We start from the raw sequence: 14,856 nt of genomic DNA on the forward strand, positions 1-14,856 counted from the left end.
CCCCGGCGCGCGCACCGGGGTCTCAGCGACTTCCTGGGGTCTTGCGGGCGACCGCGTGGTGCATGCTGGGTTCGATGACTTCTTCACGCCCTCACCTCGACGACCTCGCCCGCTTCATCACCGCCTCCCCCTCGTCGTTCCACGCCGCGGCCGAGGCCGCCCGGCGTCTCGACGAGGCCGGCTTCACCCGACTCGTCGAGACCGACGCCTGGCCGACCGGCCCGGGTGCCCGCTACATCGTGCGCGACGGCGCCGTCGTCGCCTGGATCGAGCCGGCCGGAGCAGGGCCGACCACGCCGTTCCGCGTGGTGGGCGCGCACACCGACTCCCCCGGCTTCAAGCTCAAGCCGAAGCCGACGACCGGCACGCGCGGCTGGCTGCAGGCCGGCGTCGAGGTCTACGGCGGGCCGCTGTTCAACTCGTGGCTCGACCGCGACCTCGAGTTCGCGGGTCGACTCGTCTCCCGCACCGGCGAGACGAGCCTCGTGCGCACCGGCCCGCTGCTGAGGTTCCCGCAGCTCGCCGTGCACCTCGATCGCGGTGTCAACGCCGAGGGTCTGAAGCTCGACCCCCAGCGCCACCTGAACCCCGTCGTCGGAGCCGGCCCGCTCGACGAGGCGGACGTGCTCGGCCACCTGGCGGCGTTGGCGGGTCTGGCGCCCGCCGACGTGACCGGGTACGACGTGGTCGTGGCCGACACCGCGCCTCCTGCACGTCTGGGTCTCGACGGCGAGCTCTTCGCGGCCGGCCGCATGGACAACCTCACGTCGACCCACGCCGGGCTCGTCGCCCTGATCGAGACCGCGGCGAGCGCAGGAGGCGCGGGTGCTGAACTCGATCACGTCGCCGTGTTCGCCGCCTTCGACCACGAGGAGGTCGGTTCGGCGACGCCGTCGGGCGCCGCGGGTCCGATGCTCGAGGACGTGCTGGCCCGCGTCTCGGACGGCCTCGGGGCGACCGCGACCGATCACCGGCGCGCCCTCGCGGCGTCGTGGTGCCTCAGCGCCGACGCCGGTCACGCCGTGCACCCGAACTACCCCGAGCGCCACGACCCTGCCAACCAGCCGATCGTGAACGGCGGTCCGCTGCTGAAGATCAACGCCAACCAGCGATATGCGACCGACGGGCTCGGGGCCGCCGAGTGGTCGAGGGCGTGCAACCAGGCCGGGGTGCCGTTCCAGGAGTTCGTGTCGAGCAACGCCGTGCCCTGCGGCTCGACGATCGGTCCCATCACGGCGACGCGGCTGGGCATCCGCACCATCGACGTCGGGGTGCCGCTGCTCGGCATGCACTCGGCCCGCGAGCTGTGCGGCGCCGACGACCCCGGGTACCTGTCGCGCGCCGCCGCGGCGTTCCTCGCCCCCGTCGCCTAGACCTCCCGAGGGCGGTCGCGTCGGCGGACCCCCGACGGTCCCTTGTGTGACTGCATGGCTTTCAAGACAGCTGGTCCTTCTGCACGCATCGTCAGGTTGATTCGCAACCTACGCCTCAGCGGAGCTCGACAGATTATCGCATAACGTAGTCTATGCGTTATGGAGACTGCAACTCAGCTGCGGATGATCGATGTGGAAGTCCGGTACGGGCGACGAGTCGTGGTGGGTGCGCCCTCAGTGGAGGTCCTCCGCTCGACGACCACGGCCGTCGTCGGAGCATCCGGCAGCGGCAAGTCCTCGCTTCTGCGATGCATGACGGGACTCCAACGCCCCTCATCGGGCCGCGTGGTCGTCGATGACCTCGATCTCACCGCGCTGAAAGGCAACCGACTCGCCCGCTACCGGCGCGACGTCTTCGGCATCGTTCTGCAGGACGGAGGGCTCGTGCCGTCACTGTCAGCCCTCGACAACGTTCAGATCGCGCTCGACCTCCGCCGCATCCCACGATCCAGGCCCAGGGCTCGAGCGGCCCTCGACGATCTCGGCCTCTCCTTTCTGAGTGATCGTCTGCCGGGCCAGCTCTCCGGCGGCGAACGGCAACGCGTCGCCTTCGCTCGCGTGCTGGCCCAGCGAGCACCGTTCGCGACGCTCGATGAACCGACGTCGAGTCTCGATGCGGACAGTCGAGAAGACGTCGTACATGGCATCCTCACGCTCGCGGCTGCCGGGTGCGGCATCGTGGCCGTGACTCATGACCTCGAACTCGCCGCCCAGTGTGATGCAGTGGCGGTCATCAGCGACAAGGTGCTCAGCACCCCCGTCACCGTCGCATCGGTCGCCGAAATTCAACGACTCACCCGAGGCGAGAGATGATCGGGTTCCTGCGCCTACTCAGGGCCTCGCTGCTGGCGACGGTCTCTGATTGGCGCCAGTGGTCCGCCTACGGCGCCATCGTGTTCGCCTCCGCGGTCGTCGTGGGGGCGTGCCTCACAGGCGTCGAGTCCGCCGGGCGAGCACCCGCTCCGCTCGGCGGCATGGTGAGTTCGTGGACGACGCCCGCAGCGCTGATGGCACTTGCGGCAGGCACGACCTGCCTCTCCACCGTGTCGCGACTGACCCAGTCGCAATTCGATCGAACACGTCGGGCCTGGGTGTGTCTCGGTGTCATGCCGTGGCCGGGTCGTGCACTCATCATCGGTGAAGCCGCCACCGTCGCTCTCGCAGCTACCGGCGCGGGTCTCGGAATCGTGGTCGCCGCAGCTGCCCTGTGGACACCGCTTCCGCTGGCCTCAGGCTCGCTCACCTTGACGACCGGTCCTCTCGTCGTCATCGGCACTCCCTCCGCCGTCGCTGTGGCCACGGCTCCCGCCATCGTCAACGCAGCCAGGCGCTTTCCCCCGCGTTCCAGACGCCGCGGCACGGCTCGCATCGTTTCCACGATCCTTCTCACGTCGTCCTGCCTCCTGGCCGTTCGATCGATGCCTTCTGCTCCGGCCGGACGAGACGGAGCAGCTGGGATGGTGCCCTGGTCACTGCTCGTCGTCGCGTTGGGCGCTCTGACCGCGTCGAGAATCGCCCCAGGAGCTGCCGACATCGTTCTCTCGGGGCTCGAACGGCTCCTGTCCAGAGCCCCTTGGAACGTCACGCGCCTGGCCCTTCGGGCGTTCGCGGTCGCAGTCCGGCAGAACGGGGCCGGGGTGGCGATACCGATGATCGGTGTTGCCGTCCCAGGAGGTCTCGCGGCGGTGTTCCTCGCCGGTGACCAGGCGCTTCGAGACGCTGGTGCTGTCGCACCTACGGAAGCCACTCTGAATTGGCCAGCGGCGATCAGTCTCGCCGCGGCACCGGCGCTGCTCGCAGCCTTGACCGGTGCGCTCGTCTTCATATTGTCGGGCCCGACCCGTCGTGAAGCGGGACGAAACCTCGTGGCAGCCGGGGCGACACCCACCCTGCTGCGGGCGACGGCCGCAGCAGAGGCGTTCCTGATCTGGACCCTCGGAACCATCAGCGCGGTGTCGGTCATCGCGCTGGCGGCCTCACCCCTGCTGTCGGCTACACGGGCGTCCGCGGGTACGTGGATCGCAGTGGTCGTGAACCCCCTCACCTTGGGCTGCGCAGCGCTCTCACTGCTCGCACTGTGCCTGGGAAGCCTCGTCAGCCGACGAACATGAGACGGCACCGAGACGGACCCGCTGAGAAGAAGAAATAGAAGACGGTCGGCTCAGGCGAACGCGTCCGCGGCGGGGGTGCCGAGCGCCCAGGCGAGCATCTCGGGCCAGGGCCCGAACCCCGAGTCGGGGGTGAGGTGACCGCCTCGGGGCACGAGGTGGAGCGGGGCGTCGACCCGCGCCTCCCAGGTGTCCTGCAGACCGAGCGGCAGCCACTCGTCGTCGTCGCCCGCCACCACCACCGCTTCGGCGGCACCCGCGGGCAGGAGCCGCCCGTCGAAGGCCTCGCCGGCGACGAACGCGCGGATGCTCTGGCCCGCCACGAGCTCGGGCGACGGCGGCGACACCAGCGCGACGCGATCCACCCGAGGAGGCGCGTCGCCGGTCTGCAGACGCAGCCAGAGCACCGACGCGAGGCTGTGGCAGATCACGGTGACCGGGCCCTCGGGCAGGGCGGCGAGCTCGGCTCGCACGCTCTCCTCCCAGACTGCGAGGTCGGGATCGTCGGCGTCGGGCAGCTGCGGATAGCGGACCACGAGGCCGCGCGCGGTCAGCTCGTCGGCCAGCCGGTGCTGCCAGTGATCCGCCGGCCGGTGGTTCTGCCAGCCGTGCAGCACGAGATACGAGGAAGCGGTCACGCGTCGATCCTCCCCCGTCGACGCGACTCGTCGTGGCAGGCTCGACCCATGACGTCATACGCGGCCCGCGGATTCGGCGAGGCTCTGACCGTCGACGACCCGGTCGGCTTCGAGGCCCCGCCGCCTCACGGGTTCCGGGTCACGCGTCGATCGCGGGTGATCGGCCGCGGCGACGCCGTGTTCCGATCCGCCGGCGACGCCGTGCTGCGCTTCGAGGTGCACCGCGGCTCGGGCTTCGTGCCGCTCGACGTGCCCGCACGGGTCGCACCGGGGGTCTCGAGCATGTGGGCGGTGACCCTCGGCCCCCTCCGCCCCGCGGTGGCCTGCCGCGTGATCGACGTCGTCGACTCGCCCGCCGAGATCGGATTCGTCCACGCCGCGCTCGTCGGCCACCCGCAGCGCGGCTTCGAGAGCTACGTCGTGCGACGGCACCCCGACGGCACGGTCACCCTCGACATCCGCGTCGTCTGGCGCCCCGCCGCCTGGTGGATGCGCGCGGCCGGCCCGCTCGGAGCCCTGGCCCTGTCGCTCATCCTGCGCCGCAACCTGCGCGCCCTCGACCCGGTCGTCGCCCGCGCCTGAGCCGCCGGGCTCGTGCCACACTGTGTCGATGACCGCCCGACGCCGCCATGCCGGCTCCCCCAGGCGCGCCGCCGCACGCGACGCCGCCCGTGCGTCGGGGTTCGACACGACCGTCAGGGTCGAACGGATCCGCAGCGGCGACCTGTACGTGCGCGTCAACACCATCGGCCAGTCGGGCGAGCGGCCCTTCGTGCTGGTGCCCGGCATCGGGGTGTCGTCCGACTACTTCGAGCGTCTCGCGCCGAACCTGAACGAGTTCGGCCCCGTGCACGCGCTCGATCTGCCCGGCTTCGCCGGCGTGGCGCACCCGGGGCACGCCCTGACGATCCGCGAGTACGCCGACCTGGTCGGCGCCGCGATCGACGGCCTCGGGCTCGACGACCCCGTGCTGGTCGGCCACTCGATGGGCACCCAGATCGTCACCGACCTGGCCGCCCGACGCCCCGACCTCTCGACCCTCGTGCTGATCGGCCCGGTGATCAACCCCGCCGAACGCCGCGTCGTGACCCAGGCGCTGCGGTTCGCGCGGGCCGCCTGGCACGAACCGGGGCGCGTGAAGTTCCTGGCCGTCAGCGCCTACGTGCTCTGCGGGGTGCGGTGGTTCTCGCGGATCCTGCCGAAGATGATGACGTACCCGATCGAGGACCACCTGCCGGAGGTGCGGGCCGACACCCTCGTGATCCGTGGCGAGCACGACGCCGTGGCCCCCCGCGACTGGGTGCGACGGGTGGGCGAGCTGCTGCCGTCGTCTCGACTCTGGGAGATGCCCGGCGCGGCGCACTCGGTCATGCACGCCCATGCCGAGGAGGTCGCGAAGCTCTGCGTCGAGCACGCTCAGCAGCCCATCGACACCGACGAGGGCGAGCAGCTGCACCACTACGACGATGCGAGCGACGGCGACGAGAGCGACGACTTCAGCCCCAGCCCGAGCGACTTCGCCAAGGCCGTCGGGGCACGGCTGCGGGCGACCGTCGCGACGCTGAAGGGCGACGACGAGGCCCTGGCCGCGGCCAAGACCGACCACGCCGAGTCGATGCAGGCCGCCTTCGATCGGCGCCAGGCCGAGAAGGCTGCGGCCGGGGTCGCACCCGACGACGGCCCTCACATCGACCCCGCCTGAGCCTCCGCGGCCCGTTCGGTCGATGAGTCACGACACGCCGCGCCCCCGCGCGACGCGCGGCGTGTCTCGACTCCCCGACCCGCGAATCCTCGGCCCGCGGCGCCCGCGGCTCAGGCCCCGGTCACGGTCAGCCAGATCAGCGCGAGGTTGAGCGCCACGACCACGCCGACCGCGATCCACGCCGCGATGCGGATGCCCAGCACGTTGCGGCTCTCGCCCATCAGCGACACGTCGCTGGTCGCCCGGACGAGCGGCACCAGCGCGAACGCGATGCCGAAGCTCAGCACGACCTGACTCAGCACGAGCAGCCACGTCGGGCTGATCCCGGTCGCGAGCAGGACGAGCGCCGGCACCAGCGTGACGACCCGTCGCACGAACAGCGGGATGCGGACCTTCAGCAGACCGCGCATGATCTCGGCCCCCGCCATCGACCCGACCGACGTCGAGGCGAGCCCCGAGGCGAGCAGGCCGACTCCGAACAGCACCCCGACCAGCGGGCCGAGTGCCTCGGTGATCGCCGCGTGGGCTCCCGGGATGGTGTCGGTGCCGGTCCGCCCCTGCAACGTCGAGGCCGCGAGCACGAGCATCGAGATGTTGACCCCTCCGGCGACGAGGAGCGCGAGCACGACGTCCCACCGGGTGGCCTTCAGCACCCGCCGACGGTCGGCGCCCACGGCGACGTCGCCGTGGTGGTCGCGGACCAGCGCCGAGTGGAGGTACACGGCGTGGGGCATGACCGTCGCGCCGAGCATCGACGCCGCCAGCAGCACCGACTGCGCGTCGTCGAAGCGGGGCACGATGCCCGCGAGCATGCCGCCGGCCGACGGCGGCGCGAAGAGCAGACCCGCGCAGAAGCCGATCGTCAGCACGGCCAGCAGACCGATGATGATCGTTTGGAAGACGTGACCGCCGCGATAGCGCGTCAGCATCAGGATGCCCAGCGACACGACGCCGGTGATGACGCCCCCGAGCACCAGCGGCACCCCGAAGAGCAGCTGCAGCGCGAGGGCCCCGCCGATCACCTCGGCGACGTCGGTCGCCGCGGCCACCAGCTCGGCCTGGCCCCAGTAGGCCAGGCGGCGCTTGCGCGGCAGGCGCCGACCCATCACCTCGGGCAGCGACTGCCCGGTGACGATGCCGAGCTTCGCCGACAGGTACTGCACGAGCACGGCCATCGCGTTCGCCGCGACGAGCACCCAGAGCAGCAGGTAGCCGTACTGGGCACCCGCCGTCAGGTTGGCCGCGACGTTGCCGGGGTCGACGTACGCGATCGCGGCGATGAAGGCCGGGCCGAGCAGCACACCGCGGGGTCTCGGGTGGGCGGGGGCGCGGCGGTCGTCGACCCGCGCCTCCTCGGTGTCCGTCGGTCGTGCGTCATCTGTCGCCATACGACGACCCTACACAAAGTTCGGCGACCCGAACTTTCACTCTCGGCACAGAGAAATGCCCGGGCCGAGACCCGGGCATCACTCGTGCGGACGTGCGGTGCGGACCTACTGCGTGGCGACGGTGATCGTCGCGACGCCGACGAGCAGCTCGTCGGGCACCAGGTCCGTCTCGAACGTGGCGTTCAGCAGCGCCGCCGCCTCCGAGCTGACGTGGACCGTCGTACCCTCGAGGACGGCGTCGGTGCCCTCGGTGCGCAGCGGCTCGAGCGTGCCACCCCAGAGGTTGAAGAGGTAGGCGTGCCCGGCGGCCGGCTCGCCGTTGACCGACACGTCGCCGTAGAGCTTCGAGGCACCGGGGTCGATGTCGAAGTTCGTCAGCTCGACGACGGTGTCGCCCGAGCTGAGGCTGATGCCCGAGCCGTCGTGCTGGATGTCGCCCTGCACGTACGGCCGCACCTCGCCCTCGGGGTCGTAGTACGACACGTTGCCGCCCGTGATGGGGAACGAGAACGCGCCGCCGGCGAAGGTCGCGTCGCCGACGGGGGCCGGCGTGAGACCGAGCAGCGTGAGCGCGCTGGTGAAGCTCTCGTCGATGGCGACCTGCGTGTCGACACCGCTGCTGAGATCGGGCACGACGGCCAACGGGGTGGCCTCCGACTCGGGCAGCTCGGGGTTCTCGCGGTGGATCGGGGCGGTGTTGTTGCTCTCGGAGTCCGACGTCGAGTAGCACGCCGTCAGCGAGAGGGCGAGGCCGCCGGCGACGGCGACACCGAGGACGGTGCGGACGAGTGACGGGCGTGAGGTGAGGCGCATGGTGGTTCCTTCGTTCGGTCGGGTCGAGCTAATCACACCTGGTCGGACGGGATGAAACGGTCGACCTTGCGGTGCCAGCGCTGCCCGAGCAGGCCGCCGAGCACGGCGCCGACGAAGCTCAGCACGACGACGAGGCCGATGAACACGATCGACTCGATCGACATGTCCGAGGCGTCCGTCGCGCCGTCCGCGGCGGTCGAGCCGCCCATCGACGAGAAGTCCGCACCGAGCGAGACGTAGGCGACGACCGCGAGGATCAGCCCCACGACGACACCCCAGAGCCAGGTGGCCAGACCCTGCTTGAAGCCCGAGAAGCGGGCGACGCGCGAGGCGGTGAACCCGCCGATCAGGTAGCCGAAGAACACGACGGCGAGCACGACGACGGCGGTCACGATCGACAGCACGTCGCCGTTGTCGGTGGCGAACCGCTGCATGCCGGTGAAGGCGTTCGACGAGCCGTCGGCCGATGCGGCGACCCAGGCGCCGACGATGCCTCCGTAGATGGCCATGATCACGAAGCCGAAGCCCGTGGCGGCGAACCAGCCGAGCAGACCGGCGCCGAAGCGGATGCCGCTGAACTCCTCCTTCTGCTGCGTGAGCAGATCGCGACGGACGGCCACGTGGTTGATCCCGCCGTCGGCGACGAGCGGGTACGAGCCCGTGCCGGGCTGAGCCGGGTACGAGGCGGAACCCTGGGTCGGGCCGGCGACGGTGGGGGCGTCGTCACGCGAACGCGAGCCGTGCTCCGCAGCCGAGGAGGCGCGGGTCGGGTCGGACGCGATCGGCGCGACCACGGTGGGGGCGTCTCCGTCGCGGTCGGTGCGGTCGTCGCGGTCTGTGCGGTCGGCGCCCGCGGTGCGGTCGCGGTCGCTCGCGTCGCCGTGATCGCCGCGCGAGGCCTCGGCGGCACGGAGGGCCTCGTCGTCGTGCAGCGTGCGGCGCTGGTTGTCGTCACCGCTCGTGGCGGACCAGGCTCGTGCGGTCGGAGCCGTGGGGGCGACCATCGGCGGCACGGCCGCGGCCGGCGCGTCGTCGCGGGTGCCGCGGGTGCCGTCGTCGTCACGTGCGTCGGCGGGGACCGGATCGATGACCTCGGTCTCGCCGTCGCGGTCGCTGCCGTCACGGTCGCCGTCGCGGACATCACGGACATCACGGTCGCCGTCGCGGTCGGCGGCGTCGCGGTCGGCGGCCACCGGCGCGGCGAACGGGTCGTTCGAGGGCACGGGCGCGCCGGCCTCCGAGGCGTCGGCGGGGGCGGTCGCCGGGAACGCCGGGGCGCCGAAGTCGACGGCGGGCGCGCCGGCCGGGGCGGACGTCGAGCGGTCGTCGTCGTAGGCGCCGTCGGACTCGTCTCGGCGGTCCTCCGGGGCGACCGCGGGCTCGCGCGGGGTCGTCTCGTCGGCGTGTCGGTCGTGGTCGGGGCGGTCGCTCCCGGGAGTGCGTGCGTCCGTCATGTCAGGCTCCTCGTGCGTCGTAGCCCGTGGTCCGGGCCCTGTGATCCTCCTGAACGGTACGCCCCGCGGGCTCCCGAGGCCGGGAGGCCCGCCCGACGGCGGGAGGACTCCGCACCGGGGCGACCGGTAGCGTGGTGCCGACCGACGAGCGAACCGAAGACGAGGACGTCATGACCGACACCGCCGACAGCACTCCGACGGGGGCCACCCCCACGCAGACCCCCGGGTCGTCCGACCGTGCGGCGCGCCGCCGGCCGAACCCCGACATCGCCCGTTCCTGGCTGCTGGTGCCGGGCACGGCGCCCGACCGCTTCGACTCCGCGGCCGCCTCGCGCGCCGATCAGATCGTGCTCGACATCGAGGACGCCGTCGACCCGGCCCGCAAGCCCGCCGCCCGGGCCGACGTGGTGTCGTGGCTGCGCGACGGCGGCAGGGCGTGGGTGCGCATCAACGACCACTCCACCGAGTTCTGGTCGGACGACGTCGACGCGCTGCTCGGCCTCCCGGGCCTGCAGGGCGTGATGCTCGCGAAGACCGAGGCCCCGGAGGACGTCACCGAGACCTTCGACCGACTCGGCGGCTCGCTCCCCGTGCTGGCGCTCGTCGAGTCCGCCCTCGGCATCGAGGAGAGCCCCGCGATCGCGAAGGCCCGCGGCGCCTACCGCCTCGCGTTCGGCAGCGGCGACTACCGCCGCGACACCGGCACCAGCGCCGACGACCTGGCGATGGCCTACCCGCGATCGCGCCTCGTGGTCGCCAGCCGCATCGGCGGTCTGCCCGGCCCGATCGACGGTCCGACCGTCGGCAGCAGCCACCCGGTGCTGCGCGAGCAGTCGTCGGTCGCCGTCGCCCTCGGCATGACCGGCAAGCTCTGCCTCGACGTCGAGCAGCTGCCCGTCATCAACGAGGTCATCAGCCCCACGCCGTCGGACGTCGCCTGGGCGCAGGACTTCCTGGCCGACTTCGAGAGCCGCGGCCGCGTCATCCGCGATGGCAGCGACCTGCCTCGCCTGGGCCGCGCGCAGAAGATCGAGAAGCTGGCCTCGGCCTTCGGCGTGCTGCCCTCGAGCTGACCCGCCGATCCACAGACAGAAGGAGGCGCACCCACCCGGGTGCGCCTCCTTCTGTCTGTTCGGAGGGTTGACAGGCGATAGTCGGCGACATATCGTTGACGCATCGCGACACGTTGTCGCGAGCAGACCACATCCCCGAGAGGAGTACCCCATGGGTACCGACACCATCTTCGAGAACGACGGCGACCCTCGTCGCCGCCACCACCACGACTCCGACGAGCGCGGCGCGACGTCCGGCTCTGACCCGTTCGGGCACGGCTCCGGCGGCCGGGGTCGCTTCGGTCGGCCCTTCGGGCGCGGCTTCCGCCCCGGCCAGGGCTTCGGCGGCTTCGGCCCCGGCGGTCCCGGCTTCGGCGGACCCGGGTTCGGCGGCCCCGGCTTCGGCCCGGGTCGCGGCGGGCGAGGCCGCGCCCGCCGCGGCGACGTGCGCCTCGCCATCCTGTCGCTGCTCGCCGACGCCCCGTCGAACGGCTACGGCCTGATCAAGGCGATCGCCGAGCGCACCGACGGCGCCTGGAAGCCGAGCCCCGGGTCCGTCTACCCGACGCTGCAGCAGCTCGTCGACGAAGAGCTGATCGTCTCCGACGAGGCCGCCTCGAAGAGCGTCTTCAGCCTCACCGACGCCGGCCGCGCCCACGTCGCCGAGCACTCCGCCGAGATCGAGAAGGCGTGGGCCGCGACGGCCGACGACGCCAGCGACTCCGACCGCGAGTTCCAGACCAGCCTGATGAAGCTGATGGGCGTCGTGAAGCAGTTCCACCACGACGGCAGCGAGGCGCAGCGAGTCGCCGCCACCGCGAAGCTCGACGAGACCCGGCGCGCGCTCTACGCGATCCTGGCCGACTGACCCGCGCCGCGCCTCCTCGACGGCGGGCCCGAGCCCCCGCGGTGCGAGCCCCCGGGGCGCGGGCTCTCGGCGGGCGCGCAAGGTGCCGTGCCAGAATCTCGCGCCGTGACCGACTCGACCCCGCGCCCGCCCCTGCCCGACGACATGTCGCAGGCGGTCACCGTGCGGCGAGACGACGACGTCGCACCGAGTCTCGCCAGTCCGTGGCGTGAGGTCCGCATCGACTTCGTCGTCCCCGAATCGTCGGCGGCCGCGGCAGCCGACGTCCGGCGGCTGCTGCCCGAACCCGAGCTGCACTGGGCGCCGGGGCTGCGACGGGGCACCCTCGCCGTGCTGCCGCACCCCGCCGCACTGACCCGTGTGCTGCTGAGCTGGGAGTGGACCGTCGCCGCGGCGGACTTCTCGGTGCACTCGTTCGACGACTCGCCGTTCTCCGCCGACGAGAGGGCGGCGCTCGAGAGCTGGCTGCGCGGCGCGGCGGCGCGCCTGCAGCTGCTGGACGGCGCGCTCGAGGCGGCCGTGGAGCGGGCCGTGACCGACGTGGCGTCCGGCAGCGACCGGAGCGCGCCTCCTGCGGGGGTCCCTGACGGGCCGGTGGTCGGAGCCGTCCTCGGCACGCGGGTCGCCGTGCCCGACGCCCGCTCGGCGCACCCGCGGGTCGACGTCGCACTGCCCGACGGGGCCGACCCGGGGTGGGAGGTCTTCGTCGACGCCGTCGACGGCGAGCGACTCGGCTATCGCCGCACCCTCGACGACGACGGCGAACCCTACGCGTTCAGCTATCTCGTCGCCGACCATGTCGACGACGTCTCACCCGACGACCTGCGGCACTGGCACGATCAGCACATCCACCGGCAGCTGCTCGCCGACGACGTGCGGCAGGCCTACGTGCACCTGCTGGCGGGTCTCGACGCGCCCGCATCGGTGACGTACTCGGGCTGACGGCGGCCCGGCGGCCCGGCGGCCCGGCGGCGCACCGGACCCCATCGACCCCGTCGCTACGGGCGCTCGTCGACGATCGCGACGAACCGGCTGCCGACGCCGGCGACCTCGCGACGGGCGAGCCCGGGCTGAGGATCGGGGAGCTCGTCGACGCCGTGGTCGTCGCAGCTGAGCCAGGTGTAGTCGGGCCACCACTTCTTGGGCCGGGCGGCCTCGTGGAACCCGCAGACGACGCAGGCGAGGTCGACCCAGACGGGCTTGCCGGTGCGGTTGGCACGCGACTGCACGAGCCAGGCCGGCGGCGACTTCTCGAGCTCGACCAGCTCGTCGACGGTCAACCGGGCGGGGATGCCGTGCCGCTTGGCCATCTCGAGGGGGATGTCGAGTTGCAGGGCGGCGTCTCGTCGCGTGATCACGGCACCCACCTTAAGCGACCGACGACCGTGACGCCGCACCCGTGAGACGGTGGGCGCTCAGGCGAGCACCCGCTCGAAGCAGATCGACGTCGGGATGGTCGTGATGTAGGGCTCGTAGGTCGGGATCGGAGTCCAGCCGACCTTCTCGTAGAGCGCGACGGCGTCGGGCTGACGGTCGCCCGTCTGCAGGATGAGCCGTCGAGCCCCGGCGGCGCGGCCGATCGAGTCGAGCTCGGCCATGATGAGCCGACCGATGCCCCGGCCACGACGGGCGCCGTCGACGATGACCCTCTTGACCTCCCATTCGCCGTCGCGGTCGTAGAGCACGGCGTGCCCGACGGCCTCTCCGTCGTCGGCCACGACCAGCACGGTCGCTCGGACGTTCTCGGGATGGACCGTCAGTGCGGCGTCACGGGCGGCGGCCTTCTCGGCGGGCTCGTGGGGGTCGCGGCCGACCGAGTAGACGGCCGTCATCTCGGCGTCCATGCGGGCGCGGAGCTCGCGGGCGCGGGGGTCGTCGTAGTCGACGCGTTCGAGGTGGAGGGGAGGGAGCTCGGTGCGGGGTGCGTTCGTCACCCGACGATTCTCCTCCTTCTCGCGCCTCCTCCGTGCCGCCGAGGAGGCGCGGGTCGAGTCCGCGAGGACGCGCGGGTCGAGCCCGCGACCGGCGACTAGCGGAGGCTGACGCCGCGCGCCGACATGAACGGCACCGGGTCGGTCGAACCGCCGTTGATGCGCGTCTCGAAGTGCAGGTGGCAGCCGGTCGAGTTGCCCGTGGAGCCGACGAGGGCGATCAGCTGACCGGCGGCGACCGACTGGCCGTTCGCGACGCGGATGCCGCCGTTGACGATGTGGCCGTAGGCGGTGCTGACGCCGCCGCCGTGGCTGATGCGGACGTAGTTGCCGTAGCCACCGTAGTAGCCGGCGTAGCTCACGGTGCCGGACGACGCGGCGTAGATCGGGGTCGAGCAGCCCGGGGCCAGGTCGACGCCGTCGTGCAGCTTGTAGACGCCGGTGACCGGGTTGATGCGGTAGCCGTAGGGGCTCGACATGTAGCCGCCGCTGGGGCGGACCCAGCCGCCACCGCCACCACCGCCGCCGCCGCCGGTCGAGGGGGCCGGGGTCGAGGGTCGGCTCGGCGCCGGGGCCGACGGGGTCGGGGCGCTCGGGCGGGCGGCCGCTGCGGCCTGGGCGGCTCGAGCGGCCTCGGCCGCTGCGGCGGCAGCCTGCTGCTGCTGACGCTGCAGCTCGGCGGCGACGCGGGCGGCCTCCTCTTCGCGAGCCTTCTTCTCGGCGGCCAGACGCTGGCGCTCGGCCTCGACGCCGGCCTCGTAGTCCTGCTGGGTCTTGGCGGTGGTGTCTTGCAGCACGGCGAGCTGGGCCTGCAGGGTCGCCTCGTTCTCCTGCTGCGCGGTGACGGCGGCGAGGGCGGCGTCCGACGCGGCCTGCGCCTCCTGCATGGAGTTCTCGGCGTCGTTCCGCAGACCGACCAGCGCCTTCTCGGCGACGGCGGCCTGGTCGCTCAGCGACGCGGCCACGTTGCGGTCGGTGACCGCCTGCTCGCGGATGCCGTCGGCCTGCTCGGTGATCTTGCTCATCGCGCCGAGGCGGTAGAGCAGATCGTCGGCACCGGCGGAGTCGCCGACCAGCTGGGTCGAGACGTCGCCGCCGCCGGTGCGGGCGAGCTGCGCCGAGACCTGACCGGCCCGCTGCTCGCTCTCGTCGGCGACCTTGTTCTGCTCGTCGACCTGCTTCTCGAGCTCGGCCAGCTTCGACGCGGCCTCGTCGGCGTCGCTCTGGGCCGCTTCGAACTCGGCGCCCTTCGCCTCGGCCTCGGCCTGGGCGTTCGCGGCGTCGTTCTGCAGCTGGTCGAGCAGCGACTGGAGCTTCCTGGATCTGAGCGGCCTTGGTGTTCTCGTTCGCGACCGCGGCCCGGACGTCGTCCCAGCTCGGGTACGTCGCGGCCTTCGCCGGCGAGACGCCCATGACCGTCCCGCTGACCACGAACGCCACGGCGAGGAGCACCGTCAGGACGGCGGCGG

The 14,856-nt window shown here is 72.4% G+C and carries 15 protein-coding genes; 8 read left to right on the forward strand and 7 right to left on the reverse strand.

All coding sequences use genetic code 11. The features are described 5' to 3' along the window. Positions 1 to 74: 74 nt before the first annotated feature. The 3 genes from ACZZY9_RS05270 (at position 75) to ACZZY9_RS05280 (ending at position 3,544) form a co-directional block, all read left to right on the forward strand. A complete protein-coding gene (locus ACZZY9_RS05270) occupies positions 75 to 1,373 on the forward strand; it encodes a M18 family aminopeptidase (protein WP_463463255.1) in 1,299 nt (432 codons plus the stop codon). Positions 1,374 to 1,532: 159 nt separating this feature from the next. Beyond that, on the forward strand, positions 1,533 to 2,246 hold the full coding sequence (locus ACZZY9_RS05275; protein ID WP_463463256.1) for an ABC transporter ATP-binding protein: 714 nt from the start codon (positions 1,533 to 1,535) through the stop codon (positions 2,244 to 2,246). Further along, positions 2,243 to 3,544 (forward strand): hypothetical protein, encoded by a 1,302-nt coding sequence (locus ACZZY9_RS05280; protein ID WP_463463257.1) that lies wholly within the window; start codon positions 2,243 to 2,245, stop codon positions 3,542 to 3,544. The genes ACZZY9_RS05275 and ACZZY9_RS05280 overlap by 4 nt, the downstream gene beginning before the upstream one ends. Positions 3,545 to 3,594: 50 nt before the next feature. Here ACZZY9_RS05280 and ACZZY9_RS05285 read toward each other — a convergent pair whose 3' ends face one another. Then, complete coding sequence (locus tag ACZZY9_RS05285; protein WP_463463258.1) at positions 3,595 to 4,179, reverse strand: RBBP9/YdeN family alpha/beta hydrolase; 585 nt, start codon at positions 4,177 to 4,179, stop codon at positions 3,595 to 3,597. A gap of 48 nt (positions 4,180 to 4,227) precedes the next feature. On the opposite strand from ACZZY9_RS05285, the gene ACZZY9_RS05290 reads away from it, so the two are divergent. Together ACZZY9_RS05290 and ACZZY9_RS05295 are read left to right on the forward strand one after the other, a co-directional pair. After that, the gene (locus ACZZY9_RS05290; protein ID WP_463463259.1) at positions 4,228 to 4,761 is read left to right on the forward strand and encodes a DUF1990 family protein; all 534 of its coding nucleotides are present in this window, start codon (positions 4,228 to 4,230) and stop codon (positions 4,759 to 4,761) included. Positions 4,762 to 4,789: 28 nt separating this feature from the next. After that, the gene (locus ACZZY9_RS05295; RefSeq protein WP_463463260.1) at positions 4,790 to 5,881 is read left to right on the forward strand and encodes an alpha/beta fold hydrolase; all 1,092 of its coding nucleotides are present in this window, start codon (positions 4,790 to 4,792) and stop codon (positions 5,879 to 5,881) included. 110 nt (positions 5,882 to 5,991) lie between these two features. On the opposite strand, the gene ACZZY9_RS05300 is transcribed toward ACZZY9_RS05295, so the two are convergent. The 3 genes from ACZZY9_RS05300 to ACZZY9_RS05310 all read right to left on the reverse strand — a co-directional run bounded on the left by ACZZY9_RS05300 (position 5,992) and on the right by ACZZY9_RS05310 (position 9,536). Continuing rightward, positions 5,992 to 7,269, reverse strand: a complete 1,278-nt coding sequence (locus ACZZY9_RS05300) for an Nramp family divalent metal transporter (RefSeq protein WP_463463261.1) — start codon at positions 7,267 to 7,269, stop codon at positions 5,992 to 5,994. 105 nt (positions 7,270 to 7,374) lie between these two features. Then, positions 7,375 to 8,082: a hypothetical protein gene (locus tag ACZZY9_RS05305; RefSeq protein ID WP_463463262.1), complete on the reverse strand. Its 708-nt coding sequence runs from the start codon at positions 8,080 to 8,082 to the stop codon at positions 7,375 to 7,377. 32 nt (positions 8,083 to 8,114) lie between these two features. Beyond that, positions 8,115 to 9,536 (reverse strand): YrzE family protein, encoded by a 1,422-nt coding sequence (locus ACZZY9_RS05310; RefSeq protein WP_463463263.1) that lies wholly within the window; start codon positions 9,534 to 9,536, stop codon positions 8,115 to 8,117. Between the two features lie 170 nt (positions 9,537 to 9,706). Between ACZZY9_RS05310 and ACZZY9_RS05315 the strand changes: the two genes are divergently transcribed. From ACZZY9_RS05315 to ACZZY9_RS05325, 3 genes are all read left to right on the forward strand, one after another. Beyond that, entirely contained in the window at positions 9,707 to 10,609 is a 903-nt protein-coding gene (locus tag ACZZY9_RS05315) for an HpcH/HpaI aldolase/citrate lyase family protein (RefSeq protein WP_463463264.1), read from the forward strand. A 151-nt stretch (positions 10,610 to 10,760) separates the two neighbouring features. Further along, positions 10,761 to 11,456 carry a PadR family transcriptional regulator gene (locus tag ACZZY9_RS05320; protein WP_463463265.1) on the forward strand — a complete coding sequence of 232 codons (696 nt, stop codon included), beginning with the start codon at positions 10,761 to 10,763 and terminating at the stop codon, positions 11,454 to 11,456. Between the two features lie 105 nt (positions 11,457 to 11,561). Beyond that, positions 11,562 to 12,398, forward strand: a complete 837-nt coding sequence (locus ACZZY9_RS05325) for a hypothetical protein (protein WP_463463266.1) — start codon at positions 11,562 to 11,564, stop codon at positions 12,396 to 12,398. 56 nt (positions 12,399 to 12,454) lie between these two features. On the opposite strand, the gene ACZZY9_RS05330 is transcribed toward ACZZY9_RS05325, so the two are convergent. From ACZZY9_RS05330 to ACZZY9_RS05340, 3 genes are all read right to left on the reverse strand, one after another. Continuing rightward, positions 12,455 to 12,814: a hypothetical protein gene (locus ACZZY9_RS05330; protein WP_192058949.1), complete on the reverse strand. Its 360-nt coding sequence runs from the start codon at positions 12,812 to 12,814 to the stop codon at positions 12,455 to 12,457. A 57-nt stretch (positions 12,815 to 12,871) separates the two neighbouring features. Beyond that, complete coding sequence (locus ACZZY9_RS05335; protein ID WP_243215817.1) at positions 12,872 to 13,390, reverse strand: GNAT family N-acetyltransferase; 519 nt, start codon at positions 13,388 to 13,390, stop codon at positions 12,872 to 12,874. A gap of 95 nt (positions 13,391 to 13,485) precedes the next feature. Beyond that, positions 13,486 to 14,412 (reverse strand): peptidoglycan DD-metalloendopeptidase family protein, encoded by a 927-nt coding sequence (locus tag ACZZY9_RS05340; RefSeq protein WP_463463267.1) that lies wholly within the window; start codon positions 14,410 to 14,412, stop codon positions 13,486 to 13,488. Positions 14,413 to 14,856 lie beyond the last annotated feature (444 nt).

Source organism: Frigoribacterium sp. AC394 (genome assembly GCF_979258095.1).

Bases quoted from the DNA above. Each gene is read 5' to 3' on its own strand.
- ACZZY9_RS05310 (WP_463463263.1), bottom strand. From the start codon at position 9,536: ATGACGGACGCACGCACTCCCGGGAGCGACCGCCCCGACCACGACCGA.
- ACZZY9_RS05305 (WP_463463262.1), bottom strand. From the start codon at position 8,082: ATGCGCCTCACCTCACGCCCGTCACTCGTCCGCACCGTCCTCGGTGTC.
- ACZZY9_RS05290 (WP_463463259.1), top strand. From the start codon at position 4,228: ATGACGTCATACGCGGCCCGCGGATTCGGCGAGGCTCTGACCGTCGAC.
- ACZZY9_RS05295 (WP_463463260.1), top strand. From the start codon at position 4,790: ATGACCGCCCGACGCCGCCATGCCGGCTCCCCCAGGCGCGCCGCCGCA.
- ACZZY9_RS05270 (WP_463463255.1), top strand. From the start codon at position 75: ATGACTTCTTCACGCCCTCACCTCGACGACCTCGCCCGCTTCATCACC.
- ACZZY9_RS05315 (WP_463463264.1), top strand. From the start codon at position 9,707: ATGACCGACACCGCCGACAGCACTCCGACGGGGGCCACCCCCACGCAG.
- ACZZY9_RS05280 (WP_463463257.1), top strand. From the start codon at position 2,243: ATGATCGGGTTCCTGCGCCTACTCAGGGCCTCGCTGCTGGCGACGGTC.
- ACZZY9_RS05275 (WP_463463256.1), top strand. From the start codon at position 1,533: ATGGAGACTGCAACTCAGCTGCGGATGATCGATGTGGAAGTCCGGTAC.
- ACZZY9_RS05340 (WP_463463267.1), bottom strand. From the start codon at position 14,412: ATGAGCAAGATCACCGAGCAGGCCGACGGCATCCGCGAGCAGGCGGTC.
- ACZZY9_RS05300 (WP_463463261.1), bottom strand. From the start codon at position 7,269: ATGGCGACAGATGACGCACGACCGACGGACACCGAGGAGGCGCGGGTC.
- ACZZY9_RS05320 (WP_463463265.1), top strand. From the start codon at position 10,761: ATGGGTACCGACACCATCTTCGAGAACGACGGCGACCCTCGTCGCCGC.